The sequence below is a fragment of the Muriicola sp. Z0-33 genome (assembly GCF_026126425.1).
GTDB lineage: Bacteria > Bacteroidota > Bacteroidia > Flavobacteriales > Flavobacteriaceae > JAFMPW01.
Genome location: NZ_JAFMPW010000001.1, coordinates 463,634 through 482,897, shown reverse-complemented (window position 1 = coordinate 482,897; position 19,264 = coordinate 463,634). Strand labels below are relative to the sequence as shown.

17 protein-coding genes are annotated in these 19,264 nt (G+C 39.5%); 8 read left to right on the top strand and 9 right to left on the bottom strand.

Translation table 11 applies throughout. The annotated features are described in order from the left end of the window. Positions 1-32: 32 nt before the first annotated feature. Positions 33-1,328 (bottom strand): tyrosine--tRNA ligase, encoded by a 1,296-nt coding sequence (gene tyrS / locus J1G40_RS02145; RefSeq protein WP_265240630.1) that lies wholly within the window; start codon positions 1,326-1,328, stop codon positions 33-35. Positions 1,329-1,429: 101 nt separating this feature from the next. Between tyrS and J1G40_RS02140 the strand changes: the two genes are divergently transcribed. Continuing rightward, complete coding sequence (locus J1G40_RS02140) at positions 1,430-2,449, top strand: NAD-dependent epimerase/dehydratase family protein (protein ID WP_265240629.1); 1,020 nt, start codon at positions 1,430-1,432, stop codon at positions 2,447-2,449. Here the strand turns inward: J1G40_RS02140 and J1G40_RS02135 are convergent. The 3 genes from J1G40_RS02135 to J1G40_RS02125 are packed head-to-tail and all read right to left on the bottom strand — an operon-like array spanning position 2,442 to position 4,919. Further along, positions 2,442-2,885, bottom strand: a complete 444-nt coding sequence (locus J1G40_RS02135) for a DUF4296 domain-containing protein (protein ID WP_265240628.1) — start codon at positions 2,883-2,885, stop codon at positions 2,442-2,444. The two genes, J1G40_RS02140 and J1G40_RS02135, sit on opposite strands and share 8 nt — an antisense overlap. Then, on the bottom strand, positions 2,855-4,189 hold the full coding sequence (locus J1G40_RS02130) for a dihydroorotase (RefSeq protein ID WP_265240627.1): 1,335 nt from the start codon (positions 4,187-4,189) through the stop codon (positions 2,855-2,857). Before J1G40_RS02130 ends, J1G40_RS02135 begins: the two co-directional genes overlap by 31 nt. Before the next feature lies 1 nt (position 4,190). Beyond that, complete coding sequence (locus J1G40_RS02125; protein WP_265240626.1) at positions 4,191-4,919, bottom strand: polyprenol monophosphomannose synthase; 729 nt, start codon at positions 4,917-4,919, stop codon at positions 4,191-4,193. Between the two features lie 130 nt (positions 4,920-5,049). On the opposite strand from J1G40_RS02125, the gene J1G40_RS02120 reads away from it, so the two are divergent. Genes J1G40_RS02120 through J1G40_RS02110 form a run of 3 tightly spaced genes read left to right on the top strand, consistent with a single transcriptional unit; the run spans position 5,050 to position 8,123 of the window. After that, the gene (locus J1G40_RS02120) at positions 5,050-6,714 is read left to right on the top strand and encodes an ArnT family glycosyltransferase (RefSeq protein ID WP_265240625.1); all 1,665 of its coding nucleotides are present in this window, start codon (positions 5,050-5,052) and stop codon (positions 6,712-6,714) included. Beyond that, the gene (locus J1G40_RS02115) at positions 6,714-7,364 is read left to right on the top strand and encodes a DUF4271 domain-containing protein (protein WP_265240624.1); all 651 of its coding nucleotides are present in this window, start codon (positions 6,714-6,716) and stop codon (positions 7,362-7,364) included. The genes J1G40_RS02120 and J1G40_RS02115 overlap by 1 nt, the downstream gene beginning before the upstream one ends. Positions 7,365-7,376: 12 nt before the next feature. Continuing rightward, positions 7,377-8,123 carry a uroporphyrinogen-III synthase gene (locus J1G40_RS02110; RefSeq protein WP_265240623.1) on the top strand — a complete coding sequence of 249 codons (747 nt, stop codon included), beginning with the start codon at positions 7,377-7,379 and terminating at the stop codon, positions 8,121-8,123. Between the two features lie 21 nt (positions 8,124-8,144). Here J1G40_RS02110 and pckA read toward each other — a convergent pair whose 3' ends face one another. Together pckA and J1G40_RS02100 are read right to left on the bottom strand one after the other, a co-directional pair. Then, complete coding sequence (gene pckA, locus J1G40_RS02105) at positions 8,145-9,761, bottom strand: phosphoenolpyruvate carboxykinase (ATP) (RefSeq protein ID WP_265240622.1); 1,617 nt, start codon at positions 9,759-9,761, stop codon at positions 8,145-8,147. Between the two features lie 69 nt (positions 9,762-9,830). Continuing rightward, entirely contained in the window at positions 9,831-10,217 is a 387-nt protein-coding gene (locus tag J1G40_RS02100; protein ID WP_265240621.1) for a DUF423 domain-containing protein, read from the bottom strand. An 81-nt stretch (positions 10,218-10,298) separates the two neighbouring features. Here J1G40_RS02100 and J1G40_RS02095 point away from each other — a divergent pair, with 81 nt between their 5' ends. Beyond that, a complete protein-coding gene (locus J1G40_RS02095; RefSeq protein ID WP_265240620.1) occupies positions 10,299-11,672 on the top strand; it encodes a saccharopine dehydrogenase family protein in 1,374 nt (457 codons plus the stop codon). Positions 11,673-11,719: 47 nt separating this feature from the next. Further along, positions 11,720-12,190 (top strand): Lrp/AsnC ligand binding domain-containing protein, encoded by a 471-nt coding sequence (locus tag J1G40_RS02090; RefSeq protein ID WP_265240619.1) that lies wholly within the window; start codon positions 11,720-11,722, stop codon positions 12,188-12,190. A gap of 78 nt (positions 12,191-12,268) precedes the next feature. Here J1G40_RS02090 and J1G40_RS02085 read toward each other — a convergent pair whose 3' ends face one another. The 3 genes from J1G40_RS02085 to leuS all read right to left on the bottom strand — a co-directional run bounded on the left by J1G40_RS02085 (position 12,269) and on the right by leuS (position 16,162). Then, positions 12,269-12,970 (bottom strand): zinc metallopeptidase, encoded by a 702-nt coding sequence (locus J1G40_RS02085; protein WP_265240618.1) that lies wholly within the window; start codon positions 12,968-12,970, stop codon positions 12,269-12,271. 85 nt (positions 12,971-13,055) lie between these two features. Beyond that, a complete protein-coding gene (locus tag J1G40_RS02080; protein WP_265240617.1) occupies positions 13,056-13,310 on the bottom strand; it encodes a SemiSWEET transporter in 255 nt (84 codons plus the stop codon). Between the two features lie 32 nt (positions 13,311-13,342). Further along, positions 13,343-16,162 (bottom strand): leucine--tRNA ligase, encoded by a 2,820-nt coding sequence (gene leuS, locus J1G40_RS02075; RefSeq protein WP_265240616.1) that lies wholly within the window; start codon positions 16,160-16,162, stop codon positions 13,343-13,345. Between the two features lie 258 nt (positions 16,163-16,420). Between leuS and J1G40_RS02070 the strand changes: the two genes are divergently transcribed. Both J1G40_RS02070 and J1G40_RS02065 read left to right on the top strand, forming a co-directional pair. Further along, the gene (locus J1G40_RS02070; protein ID WP_265240615.1) at positions 16,421-18,301 is read left to right on the top strand and encodes a T9SS type B sorting domain-containing protein; all 1,881 of its coding nucleotides are present in this window, start codon (positions 16,421-16,423) and stop codon (positions 18,299-18,301) included. A gap of 69 nt (positions 18,302-18,370) precedes the next feature. Continuing rightward, complete coding sequence (locus J1G40_RS02065; RefSeq protein WP_265240614.1) at positions 18,371-19,249, top strand: cell division protein FtsX; 879 nt, start codon at positions 18,371-18,373, stop codon at positions 19,247-19,249. Positions 19,250-19,264: the final 15 nt, after the last annotated feature.

The following is a 19,264-nucleotide window of genomic DNA, read 5'->3' as shown; positions in this document are numbered from 1 at the left end:
CATCTTATTGCTTCATAGCGATATTATTGATCTTAATTAACTACCAGTACATAGTAATTTTTCTTACCCCTTTGCAGAAGTACATACTTTTCATTTATCAGATCGGATGTCTTTATTACAAACTGCTCATTCACCTTCTCTTTATTCACAGATATCGAATTCTGCTTCAATTCTCTCCTGGCTTCTCCGTTAGATGCAAGAAACTGAGTTTTTGCTGAGAGCGCTCCAATCATGTCTAATCCTTCTTCTACTTCATTTCTTGAAATTTCTGCCTGAGGAACTCCGTCAAAAACTTCTAAAAAAGTGGCCTCATCTAGCTTTTTTAACTGCTCAGAAGTAGTTTTTCCAAAGAGTATAGCACTTGCCATAAGAGCGTTTTCCAAAGCCTCTTTAGAATGTACCATCACAGTAATTTCCTCTGCCAGCTTTTTCTGTAAGTTGCGCTGATGTGGCACTTCCCGATGCTCTCTAACCAGATGCTCTATAGCCTCCTTTGATAAGAAAGTGAAAATCTTGATGTATTTCTCTGCATCCTCGTCAGAAGTATTAAGCCAGTATTGATAGAATTTATATGGTGATGTCCTATGCGCATCTAACCACACATTGCCTTCTTCTGATTTACCAAATTTGCTGCCATCTGCCTTTGTAATTAAAGGACAGGTCAGCGCAAAGCCTTTACCTTTTCCTATTCTCCTGATCAGTTCTGTGCCTGTGGTAATATTTCCCCATTGGTCGCTTCCACCCATTTGCAGCGTACAATTATGGTGCTGGTAGAGGTATAGAAAATCATATCCCTGAACAAGTTGGTAGGTAAACTCCGTAAAAGACATCCCCTCAGCAGCATCGGAGGATAATCTTTTCTTGACAGAATCTTTAGCCATCATGTAGTTTACAGTAATATGCTTGCCCACATCCCGGATAAAATCCAGAAAGCTAAAATCTTTCATCCAATCATAATTATTGACCAGTTCAGCGGCATTATCCGCATCACTTTCGAAATCCAAAAAACGCGATAGTTGTTCTTTCAACGCCTCCTGGTTTAAACGCAATGTAGTTTCATCCAATAAATTTCGTTCCGATGATTTACCAGACGGATCACCAATCATACCGGTAGCACCTCCCACCAAAGCAAATGGCTTATGCCCTGCCAGTTGAAAATGTCGCAGCATCATAACACCAACTAAATGTCCTATATGAAGTGAATTCGCCGTAGGGTCTATCCCTACATAGGCAGATTGCATTCCTTTTAATAAATGTTCCTCCGTACCGGGCATTACATCGTGCAACATTCCCCTCCATTTTAATTCCGCCACAAAATTTACTGCCATATCAAATTGATTTTCTGTAGATGTTGCAAATATAAAATAAATAGCAAGCAGCAGTCAGGAAGAAAATAAATATATCCCCGGTAAATGAGTAAATTTGATTCATGATTTTGGTTACCGGTGGTACAGGATTGGTTGGAACACACCTTTTATTTCATTTGCTCAGAAAGGGCTTAAGTGTCCGGGCCATATACAGGGCTGATAGCAGGCTGGATAAAGTAGAAGAAATATTTTCATTTTACAGTAAAAAGCCCAATGAGTACTTCAACAAGATAGATTGGGTAGAGGCAGACATTAATGACATCCCATCTTTGGAAGCGGCGTTCAAAGGGATTACGAAAGTTTACCATTGTGCGGCTTATATCTCTTTTGATCCGGCAGATTTTAACCGTCTTCAGAAAGTTAATGAAGAGGGCACTGTGAATATTGTCAACCTTTGTATTGCTAGGAAAATTGAAAAGCTGTGTTATGTAAGTTCCATTGCAGCTATCGGTCGGAGCCTGGAAGGTGCAATTGCCACAGAGGATAATGAATGGAACGACGGTAAAGTGAATGTATATGCTATTACCAAACATATGGCTGAAATGGAAGTTTGGCGTGCTTCTCAGGAAGGTGTCCCGGTTGTAATTGTAAATCCGGGTGTAATTTTAGGTCCGGGCTTTTGGCAAAAGGGTAGTGGATCTTTTTTTCGAATCGCCGCAAAAGGGTCAAGGTTTTATCCTCCTGGCGGGACAGGCTTTGTCACTGTCAATGATGTAGTGCATATAATGGTGCAACTGATGGATTCAGATATTAGTGGCCAACGTTTTATTGTGATTGATAAAAATTTAAGGTACAAAGAAGTGCTCTCTAATATCGCCAGGGAATTTGGGAAACCCACTCCAAAAATCCAATTAAAATTCTGGCAATTGAACCTTTTTTCGCGGTTAGACTGGCTCAGATGTAAATTAACTGGTAAGCGAAGAAAACTCACCAGAAAAAATGTTTATTCTCTCAGGCATCCCGAAATTTATAGTAATAAAAAAGTAACGGAAACATTGAATTTCGAGTTCCAATTAATGGCCGAAGCAATATATTTTAGTTGCAATAGATTTAAGGAAGCTTACCCTGAAAAATTTATTTAGGGGTATTTTCTAATTTCCCATCAATATTCTTTCGTGAAAGTTGGCTTGTACTGTCATTTTTTCGCTTCCGTTCTTCCTCCATGTCCTTTTTATCTTTTTCTAATCTGGCGGCCACAGATTCGTATATGCTCTGGTATTCTACTGGTATTGAAGCATAATACATATCACTTTTTACAAATTGAATGCTGTCTACCCCATGCTTTGCGAACAGAAATTCTGTTGGCTCCACCTTATTTTCTTCAAGTATCCGGGGATTGGTTCCTTTTGCCGCATTGATCAGGGAAAGATCGTATAACATATCTATCATTTTTTCCTTTGGGATCAGGTTTTCCGGTTCTTCAATTACCTTTTCACCACAAGAAATCAGGATAAGAAACAAAATGATGCTGTATTTCTTTAGCATATCTACCGGATAAAGGTTAGCCTTTCTGCGCATTTCAGCTCAGAAAATGTTCCGTTTTCATAGGCCAGATGACCATTTACAAAGGTATGGGTAATCGCCGACTTAAACTGTTGTCCTTCAAAAGGAGACCATTTGCATTTGTACAATATATTACCCTGATCAACCTGCCAGGGCGCGTTGGTATTTATTGCTACCATATCGGCAAAAAATCCTTCTCTGATAAATCCTCGTCGTTCAATGTCAAACAAGATGGCCGGGTTGTGGCACATCTTCTCAACTATCTGCTCTAAGGAAATTCTACCGCTGTGATAATTCTCCAGCATGGCCGGAAGAGCATGTTGAACCAAAGGGCCACCGGAAGGGGCATCGGTATAGACATTATTTTTTTCCGACAGCAGGTGAGGTGCATGATCGGTGGCAACAACATCTATTCTGTCATCTAAAAGCGCCTTCCAAAGTTGCTCCCTGTCTGAAGCCTTTTTCACTGCAGGGTTCCACTTTATCAGGGTCCCTTTACTCTTGTAGTCCTGATCTGAAAACCACAAATGATGTATGCATACCTCCGAGGTTATCTTCTTTTGACTTAATGGAATGTCGTTCCGGAATAGTTCTGTTTCTTTACCAGTAGACACATGGAATACATGAAGCCGTGCCCCGGTTTTCTTGGCAAGGGCAATTGCTTTTGAAGAAGACAGGTAACAGGCTTCTTCACTACGAATCAAAGGATGGTATTCTACCGGAATGTCATTCCCGTATTTATCCATATAAATGGCCAGATTTTCTCTGATGGTAAATTCATCTTCGCAGTGAACAGATATTACCAATTCAGTATTGCGGAAGATTTTTTCAAGAACCTCCTCATCATCCACTAACATGTTTCCTGTGGAGGACCCTAAAAATAATTTTACCCCGGAACATGCTTTTTTATCCAACTTCTTCAATTCTTCAAGGTTATCATTTGTTCCCCCAAAAAGAAATGAATAATTGGCGTAGGAAGTTTTCTGAGCTATAGAGAACTTTTCTTCCAGTTTTTCTATTGTTGTAGTTTGCGGTTGGGTATTGGGTTGTTCCATGAAACTGGTGATTCCCCCTGCAATGGCAGCCTTACTTTCCGTAGCAATATCCGCTTTATGTGTTAACCCAGGTTCCCTGAAATGCACCTGATCATCTATGATACCCGGCATAAGTACTTTCCCCTCAAGGTCTATTATACGGGCCTCCTTTTCACTGATATCGCGTTCAATCTTATGAATTAATTTGTCCTTTATAAGGATATCGCATTCCTGCTGAATTCCTTCATTGACAATGCGTGCATTTTTTACAAGAGTAGTGCCCATACTAAAAACCGTTAATTTTAAAAAGGCTCCTGAATTTCATGCTAATCACACCAAAAATGGCCTCCCAAATAATTGAAGTGCTCATTTTAGATTTACCCTTTTCTCTATCGGTAAAAATAATTGAAACTTCCTCGATCTTGAATTTTCTGAGATATGCCCGGAACTTCATTTCAATTTGAAAGGCATAACCAATGAATTTAACGGCATCCAGATTTATAGTTTCCAATACCTTTCTCCGATAACATACAAATCCGGCTGTAGGGTCGTGCACCTTCATTCCGGTAATTATCTTAACATAGAAAGAGGCCCCGTAAGACAACAAGACCCTATATAACGGCCAGTTTACAACATTAACCCCTTTTTTGTATCTGGATCCGACAGCAACATCTGCCCCATTCAGGCATGCTCGGTGCAGCCTCATCAGGTCAGAAGGCCGATGTGAAAAGTCGGCATCCATTTCAAAAATAAAATCATATTTACGGGCTATGGCCCACTTGAAGCCATGAATATAAGCTGTTCCCAAGCCCGATTTTTCTTTTCGGACCTCCAAAAAAAGCTCTTTTGGAAATTCATTCTGCAATTTAGTAACTGCCGCCGCTGTACCATCGGGTGAATTGTCATCTACAATAAGAACATGATAGCCTTTTTCCAATTCAAAGACCGCCCGTATAATGGCCTCTATATTCTCTATCTCGTTGTATGTGGGAATAATAACCAAACAATCTGCCATAGGGCTGCAGGAATTTTGACAAAAATACTACTTTAAATATCAGATGGGAAATACCACAGGAATTTTATCGTTTCTTTAAAGATTTGCATAACACCTATTATTTGTAATTTTGAACCGAATCAACACTCGAATGAAACACAAGCTACCCAGGATTTTTCTTTTTCTTCTCGGGATCATTTTTATTATCAATCTGGCTCAAGGATACTTTACCGAACTGATATTTGATGAAGCATATTATTGGTATTATGCTCAGAATTTATCCTGGGGTTACTTTGACCATCCTCCTATGGTTGCTTTTCTTATTGAGATAAGTAGTATTTTCTTTGAAGGCGAACTTGGTGTGCGTTTTATGAGCAGTTTACTTGCCGTCGGAGCAATTTTATTGCTGTGGCGTCTAATTGATCATCCTAAGAAAACAGATTTTGTTCCGCATTTTTTTATCCTCGTTTTCTCCATGACCTTATTAAATGTCTATGGTTTTCTTATGCTGCCAGACACCCCCTTACTATTTTTTACCGCCCTGTTGCTGTTCTTTTATAAAAAGTTCCTGGAGAGGCCGTCCTTATTAATCAGTATTGCTCTGGGAATTACCATGGCTGCTTTGATGTATAGCAAATACCATGCTGCGCTTGTCATTATTTTTATCCTTAGTTCCAATTTAAAATTGCTGTCTAATAAATACGCCTGGTTAGCTGTATTTATAGCTTTAGTATGTTATACTCCGCACTTTATTTGGCTCTATGAACACGATTTTGTTTCCATTAAGTACCATTTATTTGAAAGGCCAAACAGGGCTTACCATTTTGAAGATTTTACTCTTGGTTACTTCATCAATCTAGTCGCCCTCTTCGGTCTGACCTTTCCCTGGGTGTATAAAGCACTCTATAAGACAAAAATGACGGATGCTTTTACCAAAGCATTAATTTTCCTCGTATATGGCGTATTAATTTTCTTCTTTATCTCTAGTTTTAACAGACGTATACAGACCCAGTGGCTAATAGTTATTTGTATACCCATGGTTGTTCTGGTCTACAATCAAATGCTAGATCGGCCAGGAATCAGAAAATGGATATTTCGAATGGGTCTGGTGAATATCGCCATCTTTTTTGTACTCAGAGTAGGACTTATTTACAAACCTTTATTCCCGATAGTTTATGAAACCCATGGCAATAAAAAATGGGTTGCGGCATTAGAAAGTGAGGTTGGTGATACTCCGGTAGTCTTCGAAAACTCCTATAGAAAAGCGCCTATGTATGCATTTTATTCGGGAAACACCTCCTTATCTTTGAACAACATAAAGTACAGGCAAAATCAGTATTCTATAGACAGCTCGGAATTTAATGTACAGCAGAAAAAAGTGGTATATGTTTCGAAATATACCAAGGAAGGCGATATTTCCTATTCCAATGCAAAAGGTGTTACCTTTTACGGCAATTTTATTGATGATTTTGAATCATTCAGGAAACTGCGATGTCATGTCATAGCGCTTCCTGAAGAGAACCAGAATGGATTGTATACCATGGAAGTGTCAAATCCTTATATGGCAAATATCGAATTAGAGAAAATCAGATTTGCTGTGGCCTATCTAAATAAGCACAAACAAGTTATAGAGGTTGTTCCTGCAAAAATGAGTCCATTAAAACCAAATACGACTGTACTTAAGTCTCAGGGAACAACAGCCTTTGTTTTTGAGTTACCGCCCAGGGAGGTTGACGCCCCTGTGTATTTCAAAATAAGTATTTCTGAAAACCAGTTGTATTGGGGTATTAATAGCGATAATATAAAACTTCCTTGATGGAGCCGATAGCAAAAACCATACATACTGTCGATTGGATCACACTGATTCTTTTTTCCAGTGTGCTTTTTGTTGTTATCGCCAAAAGTCTTTTTTATGGGAGATTTCTAAACTTTATTATCCTTCCCTTTAATAATAAATACATATTTATGTATAATAAGAAAGACAAGTTACTGAATTGGTTTCATGTTTTTTTTACCATTTTTCAACTCCTTAATTATTCGCTATTTATATACCTGGCCAGAGAGATTCTCCTAAATGCTGAAAACATTGCTTATTCATATGTGTATCCTATCATTCTGGTATTTCTGATACTTTTTCTGCTTATTAAAATTCTATTACAATTGGGAAATGGTTTTGTCTTTAACAATGGTAAAATTATTACGGAGTTTATTTTTAAAAAACTCTCATATTTTAATTACAGTGCTTTTATCGTATTTCTTGCCAATGTTATTCTTACTTATGTTTTTATAGGTTCTAAAACCGTAGTTTTCACAAGTATCTTCTTAATTGTTTTAATAAATGCAGTAGGTTGGTTCATGATTATAAAAAATCATCAAAAATACATCACTAGCCACTTTTTCTATTTTATTTTGTACCTTTGCGCTCTCGAAATTGCACCCTTTGTGATTATTGTGAACTATCTATAAAGACCGAGGTTTATGAAGGTAAAGACGATTTTGGTTTCACAACCAGAACCTAAAATGGAAAATTCTCCATATTTAAGACTCATCGAAAAAGAGAAGGTCAAGGTAGATTTCAGACCTTTTATACATGTGGAAGGCGTTGATGCCAAAAATGTACGCCAGCAGAAGATAGACCTCAATAATTACAGTGCTATAATCCTTACCAGCCGTAATTCAGTGGATCATTTTTTTAGGATTGCTGAAGAAATGAGGTTTAAAGTTCCTGATAGCATGAAGTATTTCTGTCAGTCTGAGGCAGTGGCTTACTACTTGCAAAAATATGTAGTATACAGGAAGCGTAAAATATATGTCGGAAAGCGAAATTTTAAAGATTTATTACCCCTTTTTAAAAAATACAAAGACGAAACATTTCTCCTGCCGTCATCTGATGCATTAAAGGCTCAGGTGCCAGATACACTTAACCAGATTGGGATAGAATGGACCAGGGGTATTTTTTATAAAACTGTGATAAGCGACCTTTCGGACCTAAGAAATGTATACTATGATGTATTGGTATTTTTTAGCCCTTCCGGAATAGAATCGCTCTTAAAGAACTTTCCGGATTTTGAGCAAAACAACACCCGCATTGCTGTTTTTGGAGACTCTACTATCAATGCAGCTACATCTGCCGGACTTCGAATAGACATTAAGGCCCCAACACCGGAGACGCCATCTATGACCATGGCATTGCAGAAGTACATCACCAGTGTAAATAAGAAGTAGGCCACTAAACTGCTTTATTTCCTAAAAGGCATAACGCTGAGGCCCTCCCCTTCTGATTTCTTCGCTGGCATAGGATTCGAACTTTTTGAAATTCTCCCGGAAGGCATTAGATAACTTAAAGGCGGTTGTATAGTATGCTTCGTCATCGTTCCAGGTTGCCCTTGGACTCAGCACTGATGTAGGTACCCCGGGACATTCTCTTGGTTGTGCCACTCCAAAAACAGAATGAATATGGTAAGTATCATAACTGTATAATCCCAATTCGCCACTAAGTGCCGCATGGATCATTGCTCGGGTATACTTCAGCTTCATTCTGGTTCCAACACCATACGGCCCCCCGGTCCATCCGGTATTCACCAACCAAACATTAACTCCTGAGGCAATCATTTTCTCGCTCAACATTTCCGCATATACTGTAGGGTGCAAAGGCATAAAAGGAGCACCAAAACAAGCGGAAAAAGAAGGAACTGGTTCTACAACACCGGCCTCCGTCCCTGCCACCTTTGCCGTATACCCCGAAATAAAGTGGTAAGCGGCCTGACTAGGGGTCAGTTTGGAAATTGGAGGTAATACCCCAAAGGCATCGGCAGTAAGGAAGAATATATTTTTGGGATTCTTGCCTATTGAAGGTTGCTGAATATTTTCGATATGGTATAATGGGTAACTTACCCTCGTATTCTGGGTAATAGAGATATCCTCATAATCTACCACCCCCTGATCATCCATGATTACATTTTCCAGGATAGCGCCTTCCTTAATTGCGTTATAAATCTCAGGTTCCTTCTCTTTTGAAAGATTTATCACTTTCGCATAGCAGCCTCCTTCAAAGTTGAACACGGTATTCTCATTTGTCCACCCGTGCTCATCATCTCCAATTAACTTCCTTAAGGGATCAGTAGAAAGGGTGGTCTTGCCTGTACCGGACAACCCAAAGAATATAGCGGTATCTCCTTCCTCCCCAACATTGGCGGAGCAATGCATAGGCAGGGTATTTTTATAAACAGGTAAAATAAAATTCAGTGCCGAAAAAATTCCTTTCTTTATTTCCCCCGTATATCCCGTACCTCCGATAAGAGCTATTTTTTTACCAAAGTTCAGGATAGCAAAATTGTGCTGTCGTGTACCATCAATTTCCGCATTTGCCATAAACCCCGGGGCATTGATCACTGTCCATTCAGGATCAAAATCTTTTAACTCTTCCTCTGAGGGTCTTATGAACATATTATATGCAAACATATTAGACCAGGGATATTCATTGATCACCCTGATACCCATCCTATAATGTTCATCTGCACAGGCAAAACAATCTCTGACAAATAACTCTTTATCATTCACATAATCAATAACCTTATCATAGAGGAGATCAAATTGCTTTTGTTCAAACGGAATATTGATATCTCCCCACCATACTTTTTCCGAAGTAATATGGTCTTTTACAATAAACCTATCCATTGGTGATCTCCCGGTAAACTCCCCGGTATTGATCGCTAAAGCTCCTGAAGAAGCCGTTTTCCCCATTTCTTTACTAATGGTTATCTCATGCAATTGAGCCGGCGATAATTGATAGTTGATCCTTTCACTTACAATTCCATATTCCTCTAGCGAAATCGTTTTCGTACCCGGGCTGGATGGCGTCATAATAGTTGGTTATTTGTTACCGTAAAATTAGAAAATTTAAAATCCATTAAGGTATATTTTGCCTTAAGTTTAGTTGAACTGTTTAAATAAACGATAAGCCAACACCAACCATCCTGAAATAAGCAATACTCCACCAATAGGGGTAATAAAAGCTATACTTTTAAAATCGAAGGTTGTAAGACTATTTGTAGCGAGGAAATAGAGTGAAAAGGAAAAGCAAACAACACCCAGGATTATCAGAATAAGTATGGCTTTTTTGTCCTTGGTTTTAACCTTGTCTATGCACGCTACTATTAAAAGAAATAAGGCGTGATACATTTGATACATAACTCCGGTTTCATAAGTCGCTATTTCACCTTCACTTATAAATTTCTCAAGTCCGTGTGCTCCAAATGCCCCCAGAAGAATAGCCGAAACCCCAAAGAAAATTCCAATTCCAAGAATTGTTTTGTTCATAACTTAAAGCCGTAATTTTTTTGCAAATGTAACAATTTGATACCTTAGCCAGCGTTATTTATTTTAAAGATAATTTTAAAAATGGCACGAAAAATTCTTGTTGTTGGTGCAGGTAAATCAACTGCGTATTTAATGGATTATCTCCTTGAGAAATCGGGTACTGAAAATTTACATCTGACCATAGGTGATCTGCATCCCGAGGAAATTTCCTCTGAAATATCATCACACCCGGCATGCACGGTGAAGCAACTTGACATTTTTGATGAAACGGCCAGAAGGAAAGAAATTGAAGCATCCGATGTTGTAGTGTCCATGCTTCCTGCCAGGTTTCATTTCCAGGTTGCTGAAGATTGTCTTAATTATGGTAAACATCTGATAACGGCATCTTATGTAAGTAAGGAAATAAAGGAATTGGATAAAAAGGCAAAAGAAAAAGGACTCGTTTTTATGAATGAAATTGGTCTGGATCCGGGAATAGATCATATGAGTGCTATGCAGGCCATTGACAACATTAGAGCTAAAGGAGGTAAAATGTTGCTTTTTGAAACCTTTACAGGAGGGTTAGTTGCCCCGGAAAGCGACAACAATCTCTGGAACTACAAATTTACATGGAACCCAAGAAATGTGGTACTAGCAGGCCAGGGGGGAGCTGCTAAATTTATACAGGAAGGCAGCTACAAATATATTCCGTACCACAAACTGTTCAGAAGAACAGAATTTATGGAAATTGAGGGCTATGGAACTTTTGAAGGTTATGCCAACAGGGATTCACTCAATTACAGGGAGGCATATGGCCTTAATGAAGCCCTTACCCTTTATAGAGGAACAATGAGAAGGATTGGTTTTTCCAAAGCATGGAACATGTTTGTGCAACTCGGAATGACAGACGACAGCTATAGTATCGAGAATTCGGAAGGTATGTCTTACCGGGAGTATGTAAATCTGTTTCTGCCCTATTCTCCAACAGATTCTGTGGAACTTAAATTAAGGCACTATCTTAAAATTGATCAGGACGATATCATGTGGCTCAAATTGGTTGAATTGAACCTTTTTGACCCCAATAAAACCATTCAGCTAAAAAACGCTACTCCCGCACAGATGCTTCAAAAAATATTAGAAGACAGCTGGACCCTGGCAGAAGATGAAAAGGATATGATTGTAATGTATCATAAATTTGGTTACGAAGTTAATGGCAAAAAGGAACAATTAGATGCCAATATGGTAGTTCTGGGAGAAAACAGAACATACACAGCAATGGCAAAAACTGTGGGGCTACCTGTAGCTATTGCCACCCTTCTTATTCTAAACAAAAAAATTACAACTCCAGGAGTTCAAATCCCAACTAAGAAAGAGGTTTACGATCCTATATTGGCAGAATTGAAAAAACTCGGGGTTGGTTTTAAAGAGTTTAAAGTACCCTATTTAGGTTATAATCCAGACTCCGTTGCTGGTTAGAATTTGTAATGAAATCTATATATTTGTATTCTAATTGAAAGTAGAATATGAAATCTTCTAACAATACCATTAATATAGATGGGATCGACAAAAAGATCTTAAGGTTCTTGATGGCAGATGCCAGAAAACCAATTCTGGAGATTGCAAGGAACATTGGAATTTCCGGTGCGGCCATTCATCAACGACTTCGAAAGCTCGAAAAGTCAGGATTAATTTCCGGTTCAAAATTTGTCATTAATCCAAAAATATTAGGATATACCACAATGGCCTATATTGGAATATTCCTGGATAAAGCTATGAGCAATCCTAAGGCGGTAAAGGCTTTGGAGACCATTCCCGAGGTGCTCGAATGTCATTATACCACAGGAAACTGGTCTATCCTTATTAAAGTACTTTGCAAGGATAACGAACATCTGATGCATGTTCTCAATAAAAACATTCAGCAAATCGAGGGGGTGTCCAGAACTGAAACCTTTATCTCACTAGACCAACAGATAGACCGGCAGATCAGCATCTGATACCACTCTGAAGGTAATATTTAGAAAAACCCCGGTTCAACAAACCGGGGATTTTCATTCTATAGTTAAAAGAAATTTTTAATCTCTACCTCCAAAAACCTGTAGCGCAAAATAGAACAAGGTGGCCAAAGATCCTATGGCGGCTACCAGATATGTTCTTGCCGCCCATTTTAATGCATCTTCAGAACCTTTATATTCCTGTTGAGTAACCATATTTTTTTGTTTCAACCAGACCAGGGCCCTCTTACTGGCATCGTATTCAACAGGCAATGTTATAAAGCTGAAGAGCGTTGCAAATCCCATCATTATCAGACCAGCAACGGCGATCCAAAAACCAAATCCCACTCCGGCAGCAGCCCCTAACATCAAGCCACCAAATACCACCCACATAGACATCCCTGAGGTGACACTGACTATGGGAACCAGACGAGAACGCATGGTCAGCCATTCATAGGCTTGCGCATGCTGCACAGCGTGTCCGCATTCATGTGCAGCTACCGCAGCGGCTGCAGCATTCCTTTGGTTGTATACGCCTTCACTCAGATTTACTGTTTTATTTTTTGGGTTATAATGGTCTGTAAGCATCCCTGCAGCAGAAACTACTTTTACATCTCGTATTCCATGATCTGCCAACATTTTCTCAGCAACCTCAGCACCACTCAAACCATTTTGCAAATGTACTTTGGAGTACTGTTTAAACTTGCTTTTAAGCTTATTGCTTACCAGCCAGCTTACCAATGCTATTGCGCCAATTAATATATAATATCCAAATCCAATCATATTTTTAGTGTTAAGTGTAATTAAAATTACAACTTATAATGCAAATATCCCGCCAAAATGGTAAGGTGACAAAATGTCTAAAACCCTATTTATGTCTGATTTTCAAAACCACCATGGCGCCTACTAAAAGAAAGGTTATGGCATTTGCAAGGATAACGGGAAGGCTTTGAATTAGAACACCGTAAATCATCCAGAGTACAAGACCAATACATAGAACAAGATACATAACAAGGGAAATATCTCTGGTAGATTTATCTTTCCATGCTTTATATACCTGGGGAACAAAGGCCGTGGTTGTAAGGGTCGCAGCGATGAGCCCTAAAACTTCTATATCTATCATAGGTTGGTAATTCTTTGTAACCCTTTCAGCTATTAGCCTACTATATTCACAATTTTGCCCGGAACCACAATAACTTTTTTAGGCGTACGCCCTTGTAATTGTTGCTGAGTTTTATCATTAGCCATGACAGCTGCCTCGATATCTTCTTTGCTAAGATCTAAGGGCAACTCCATTGTAAATCTCATCTTCCCATTAAAGGAAATTGGGTATTCCTTGCTGTCTTCCACCAAATATTCTGCTTCGAATTTTGGAAAGGGCGCTGTAGCGATCGCTTCTTTGTGTCCTAGCAAGGCCCATAACTCCTCTGCAATATGAGGAGCATAAGGAGATATAATGATAGCTAAAGGTTCCAGGATATCCCTTGCTTTGCATTTAAGAGCAGTTAACTCATTCACACAGATCATAAAAGTAGCTACTGAAGTGTTGAAGGAAAAGGTCTCAATATCCTCTTCAACCTTCTTAATTGTCTTATGCAACTGTTTATAAGCGGCTTTCGTAGGCTGCTCCTCAGATACAATAAACTGGCCATTCTCGCCCCCGTGATACAATCTCCAAAGTTTCTTTAAGAAAGAATGGACTCCTGTAATTCCGGCAGTATTCCAGGGCTTAGCTTGCTCTAAAGGTCCAAGAAACATCTCGTACATCCGAAGGGAATCTGCCCCATATTCTTCACATATGGCATCCGGATTCACCACATTATATTTGGATTTGGACATCTTATCTATTTCTCGTCCAACTATGTATTTGTCCTTCTCCAGAACAAATTCCGCCTCCTCATACTGTGGTTGCCAATTCTTTAGGCCGGTTAAATCCAGTTCATCCGATGAATTTACCAGCCCTACATCTACATGTAATTCATCTACTTCATAATCGGCAATCAACCCTTTTGATACATAAGTATTTTCTCCTTTTACCCTGTAAACTATGGCACTTGTGCCTAAAATCATCCCCTGGTTTATAAGCTTCTTTGCATACTCATCATAAGGCACCATTCCCAGATCGAACATAAACTTCTGCCAAAACCTGGAGTATAATAAATGGCCTGTTGCATGTTCTATCCCACCGATATAAAGGTCTACCTGCTGCCAATAATTAATGGCCTTTTCTGAGAAGATTTCACTATCGTTATGTGGGTCCATATAACGATTAAAATACTGCGAACTCCCTGCCCAACCGGGCATAGTATTTAACTCCAGCGGAAATATGCGTTTGTGATCTATTAACTGATTACTGACCACTGCCGATTGCTCACTATCCCAGGCCCATTGAGTGGCGTTACCGAGTGGTGGATCACCAGTTTCTGTAGGCAGATACTTTTCTACCTCCGGGAGCACCAAAGGCAGATCTGCTTCATTTATCATTTGAGGCATCCCATCTTTGTAATATACCGGAAAGGGCTCTCCCCAATAGCGCTGGCGACTAAATACAGCATCTCTTAATCTGTAATTCACCTTTCCTTTTCCTTGCCCCAGAGATTCCAATTCTGCTATTGCTTTCCTGGTAGCTTCCTTATAAGATAAACCATTGAGGAAATCAGAATTCGTAATAATGGTCTTTTCCTTATCTGCAAAAGCCTCTTCTGAGATGTCTATTCCTTCAAAAATATTTGGAATGGGGATATCAAAATGTTTTGCAAAATCATAGTCGCGCTGATCCCCGCAGGGAACAGACATCACTGCTCCTGTACCGTAGCCAGCCAGCACATAATCTCCAATCCATATTGGAAGCTGTACTTTGGTAAAGGGATGTTCCGCATATGCCCCGGTAAAAGCACCACTAATCTTATTTACATCGGCCAATCTGTCTCTCTCCGAACGTTTTGCGGTTGCAGCAATATAGGCCTTAACTTCTTCTTTCTGATCTGCACTGGTGATTATTGGCACCAATTCGTGTTCTGGTGCAAGTGTCATAAAGCTCGCACCAAAGATAGTATCCGGGCGAGTGGTAAAAACAGGTATTTCGAGCTCTGTCTCCTTAATCTTAAATGCAACTTCGGCCCCTACAGATCTCCCTATCCAATTGGTCTGAGCATCAATTAAGGGCTGCGGCCAATCAATGGTTTGCAAACCGTCCAGTAGCCGCTGTGCATAGGCGGTAATTCTCATGCTCCATTGGGTCATCTTCTTTCTAACCACCGGATGCCCTCCTCTTTCAGAAACGCCGTTTATAATTTCATCATTGGCCAGCACCGTCCCAAGAGCCGGACACCAATTAACCTCAGTATCGGCCAAATACGTCAGCCTGTATTTTAGTAAGTGTTGTTGCTTTTCATTCTCAGTAAAACCTTTCCATTCCCTGGCACTGAATTCAGGGGTATCATCATCGCAAACGGCATTGACTTTAGTATTGCCTTCTTTCTCAAATTGTGAGATCAGATCAGAAACAGGTTCTGCCTTATTTGCATCCTGATTGTACCATGAATTGAACAATTTAATAAATATCCATTGGGTCCATTTATAATATTCAGGATCACTGGTGCGTACCTCGCGCGACCAATCGAAAGAAAAACCAAGCTGGTCTAACTGCCTGCGGTACGTTTTAATATTTTCTTCTGTGGTAATGGCAGGGTGTTGTCCGGTTTGAATGGCATATTGTTCTGCCGGCAATCCAAAACTATCGTAACCCTGTGGATGCAGCACATTGAATCCTTTATGCCTTTTGTACCTGGCATATATATCGCTTGCGATATATCCCAGGGGGTGTCCTACATGAAGTCCTGCTCCGGAAGGATACGGAAACATATCTAAGACGTAAAACTTTTCCTTATCAGAAGTATTTTCTGCTTTGAACGTTTGGTTCTCAGACCAATATTTCTGCCATTTGGCTTCTATTTCCCTGAATTTGTAACTCATACTACAATTTTGAAAGGCCCTAAATAGCTGGAAATAACCCCAACTTCCAAGAAGCCACAAAAATAAGTTTAATACTTGAAACAAGCATAAATTAATTGGTGGCTTATCATCATTGTTATTCAAAGGAAGTTGGCAACCAAACATTGGTTGAAAAATAAATGCAAGCATTTTTTGGGTATTTTTTACAGTAAATCTTAAACGAATGACGTTTGGTCTAAAAAGAGTAGCAATCTGCCTTCAAAAACATATCTTTATCAGGTGAACTCGACCTGGTACAAGCAAAACTTCACAGTACTTTTCATCTTTGGATTATCGTTAATTGAATCTCAGGCTCAACTCGGATTTTGCAATGGAAATAGCGGGGATCCGATATTTATGGAAACCTTTGGTGCCGGCACATCAAATGGGCCTGCCTTAGCTCCGGGTTCCACAACTTATACCTACTCCAATGGCACACCAAATGATGGTAGTTATACCATTTCGAGTACTACTTCTTATTTTGATTGGTTTGATACTCCAGACCATACCCCCGGAGATGTAAATGGAAAGTCGTTTATCGTTAACGCGAGTTTTACAGCCGGAGAGTTTTTTAGAAGGGAGGTTTCCGGCCTATGCGAAAATACCTCATATGAATTTTCTTCCTGGCTAATAAACTTACTTCCTCAATCTGGATGTCAGGGCAATGGAATTCCTGTTAATGTAAAATTCCAGATTTGGGATTCAACAGATACAATTCTTTTGGCCACGGGAAACACAGGTAATATTCAGGGAAAAAACTCGCCTATCTGGGAACAATACGGCCTGGTGTTTCAAACCCAACCCGGGCAAACTTCTGTCATTCTCAAAATGATAAATAACGGAAATGGCGGATGTGGAAACGATCTGGCTATCGATGACATAGTTTTCAGGACCTGCGGGGATCTCATCTCGATTACCAATACGGAGAATGCTACGGGCATCCTTATTTGTGAAGATGAAATTCCGGTAGTTACAGCGCTTACTGCTTATCCAGATTTTTCTATCTACCAAACACATGCCTACCAATGGCAGCAAAGTACGGACCGGGAAAACTGGACAGATATCATTGGGGAAACAGGGCAGTCCTATGTGCCTCCGGCGCTGATTTCAACAATGTACTACAGGGTAAAAGTTGCTGAAGATACCATTAACGTTTCCAACCCGCTTTGTAATTCTTTATCCCAGATATTTGACATCATTATTATCCCCATCCCGGAAGCTCCCGTTGTGAACTTGTCTAATGTTACCCTTTGCCCTAACAACGATGAAACTATTCAGGTTGCTGTTCCTGCCGGAGTAATAGTAAACTGGTACGATAGCCCAATTGACGGCAATCTACTCCTGGAGAACAGCAATTCTTTTGCGCCTACGGCAGCCGGCACCTACTATGCGGAGGCAAGTTCCGCAGATGTAGCTTGTTATTCCTTAAGTCGGACAGCAATAACTATCAACTTTTATGACGCCCCTATTGTAACAGATGAGGAGTTAACTTTTTGTGAGGGAACTTCACAACTCCTGAGCGCAGGAATTGAAAATATGTCTTATTCCTGGAATACAGGTCAGACCAGTGCAGAAATTGAGGTGAATTCACCGGGAATCTATACGGTAATAGTCAGCAACGAATTTGGGTGTAGCACTACCAAAACGATTAGCCTTAATCAGATAGATATCCCAGTAATTGATCGGATCATCTCAGAAGATTATACCCTAACTATTACAGCCATTAATTCGGGTGACTTTGAGTATGCCATTAACGGAGGGGCTTATCAGAGAAGTAATGTTTTTAATAATATTAATGGAGGTCGGTACACGATAAGGGCAAGATCGGCAAATGCATGTGACGCTGTTGCCGTTAACTACATACATCTGGTAATTCCCAAATTTTTTACACCAAATGGAGATGCAATCAATGACACTTTTAATCCTGAAGGAGTTGATGTTTTTTCAACCTATGAAACGCATATTTTTGATCGGTATGGAAATCTCATAAAAAGTGCTGTCAATAAACCGCTATCATGGGACGGCACCATGAACAATAACGCACTTCCATCTTCAGATTATTGGTATCTTATCAAAGTAGATAGCGCAAGATTCCAGGGTCATTTCTCTTTAAAAAGATAAATTTTTCCGTTTACATTTAAATGAAAAATTTCGATTTACTTTCCTATTTTTACGTATTCTTATGCAGCCATGAGCAAATCTTTTGAACGCTATCAAAAACGAAAATTGATATCCTCTTACTTCTCAGTAGTATTGAGTATTGGATTGGTTCTTTTTCTACTTGGCATTTTAGGCCTGTTGGTATTGAATACCAAAAAATTAGCAGATCATTTTAAAGAGCAGATTACCATTTCCGTATTTCTAAAAGACAATGCCAAAGAGGTAGAGATAGAGCAGCTTCAAAACAGCCTTGCAATGGCAGACTACACTAAATCTGCCACCTACGTCTCTAAAGAAGATGCAGCGGAGCAGCACAGTGAAGAAATTGGTGAAAATTTTCTGGAATTCCTGGGATACAACCCACTTAAAAATTCTATAGACGTTCAGTTAAAAGCCGATTTTGTATCTACAGATCAGATAGAGAAAATTGCAGCTGACATAGCCGCAAAAGGCTATGTAGACGAAGTGAGTTATGACAAGCCGCTAATTGCTTTGCTCACTGAGAATGTGAAAAAAATTAGTTTCTGGATCCTGGCGGCGAGTGCTGTATTTACTTTAATTGCTGTGCTGCTGATCAATAGCTCTATTCGCCTTTCTATATATTCTAAACGTTTTATTATCAAAACCATGCAAATGGTAGGCGCCACCAAAAGATTTATCAGGAGACCATTTATCTGGACAAACATCAAATTAGGTATGCTGGGAGCCGTTTTAGCAATGATAGCGCTGGGGGTTGTGTTATACTACATCAATGAAAATTTTCCTGAATTGGCTCTGTTTCAGGATGTGGTGGTTTTAAGCTTGTTATTTGCCGGGGTATTTGTTTTAGGGGTAGTTATATCTCTGGTGAGCACCTATTTTGCAACACAGCGGTTTTTAAATCTCAGAACTGATGATCTCTATTATTGATGACATTTCATAATG

Bases quoted from the DNA above. Each gene is read 5' to 3' on its own strand.
- tyrS (WP_265240630.1), bottom strand. From the start codon at position 1,328: ATGGCAGTAAATTTTGTGGCGGAATTAAAATGGAGGGGAATGTTGCAC.
- J1G40_RS02140 (WP_265240629.1), top strand. From the start codon at position 1,430: ATGATTTTGGTTACCGGTGGTACAGGATTGGTTGGAACACACCTTTTA.
- J1G40_RS02135 (WP_265240628.1), bottom strand. From the start codon at position 2,885: ATGCGCAGAAAGGCTAACCTTTATCCGGTAGATATGCTAAAGAAATAC.
- J1G40_RS02130 (WP_265240627.1), bottom strand. From the start codon at position 4,189: ATGGGCACTACTCTTGTAAAAAATGCACGCATTGTCAATGAAGGAATT.
- J1G40_RS02125 (WP_265240626.1), bottom strand. From the start codon at position 4,919: ATGGCAGATTGTTTGGTTATTATTCCCACATACAACGAGATAGAGAAT.
- J1G40_RS02120 (WP_265240625.1), top strand. From the start codon at position 5,050: ATGAAACACAAGCTACCCAGGATTTTTCTTTTTCTTCTCGGGATCATT.
- J1G40_RS02115 (WP_265240624.1), top strand. From the start codon at position 6,714: ATGGAGCCGATAGCAAAAACCATACATACTGTCGATTGGATCACACTG.
- J1G40_RS02110 (WP_265240623.1), top strand. From the start codon at position 7,377: ATGAAGGTAAAGACGATTTTGGTTTCACAACCAGAACCTAAAATGGAA.
- pckA (WP_265240622.1), bottom strand. From the start codon at position 9,761: ATGACGCCATCCAGCCCGGGTACGAAAACGATTTCGCTAGAGGAATAT.
- J1G40_RS02100 (WP_265240621.1), bottom strand. From the start codon at position 10,217: ATGAACAAAACAATTCTTGGAATTGGAATTTTCTTTGGGGTTTCGGCT.
- J1G40_RS02095 (WP_265240620.1), top strand. From the start codon at position 10,299: ATGGCACGAAAAATTCTTGTTGTTGGTGCAGGTAAATCAACTGCGTAT.
- J1G40_RS02090 (WP_265240619.1), top strand. From the start codon at position 11,720: ATGAAATCTTCTAACAATACCATTAATATAGATGGGATCGACAAAAAG.
- J1G40_RS02085 (WP_265240618.1), bottom strand. From the start codon at position 12,970: ATGATTGGATTTGGATATTATATATTAATTGGCGCAATAGCATTGGTA.
- J1G40_RS02080 (WP_265240617.1), bottom strand. From the start codon at position 13,310: ATGATAGATATAGAAGTTTTAGGGCTCATCGCTGCGACCCTTACAACC.
- leuS (WP_265240616.1), bottom strand. From the start codon at position 16,162: ATGAGTTACAAATTCAGGGAAATAGAAGCCAAATGGCAGAAATATTGG.
- J1G40_RS02065 (WP_265240614.1), top strand. From the start codon at position 18,371: ATGAGCAAATCTTTTGAACGCTATCAAAAACGAAAATTGATATCCTCT.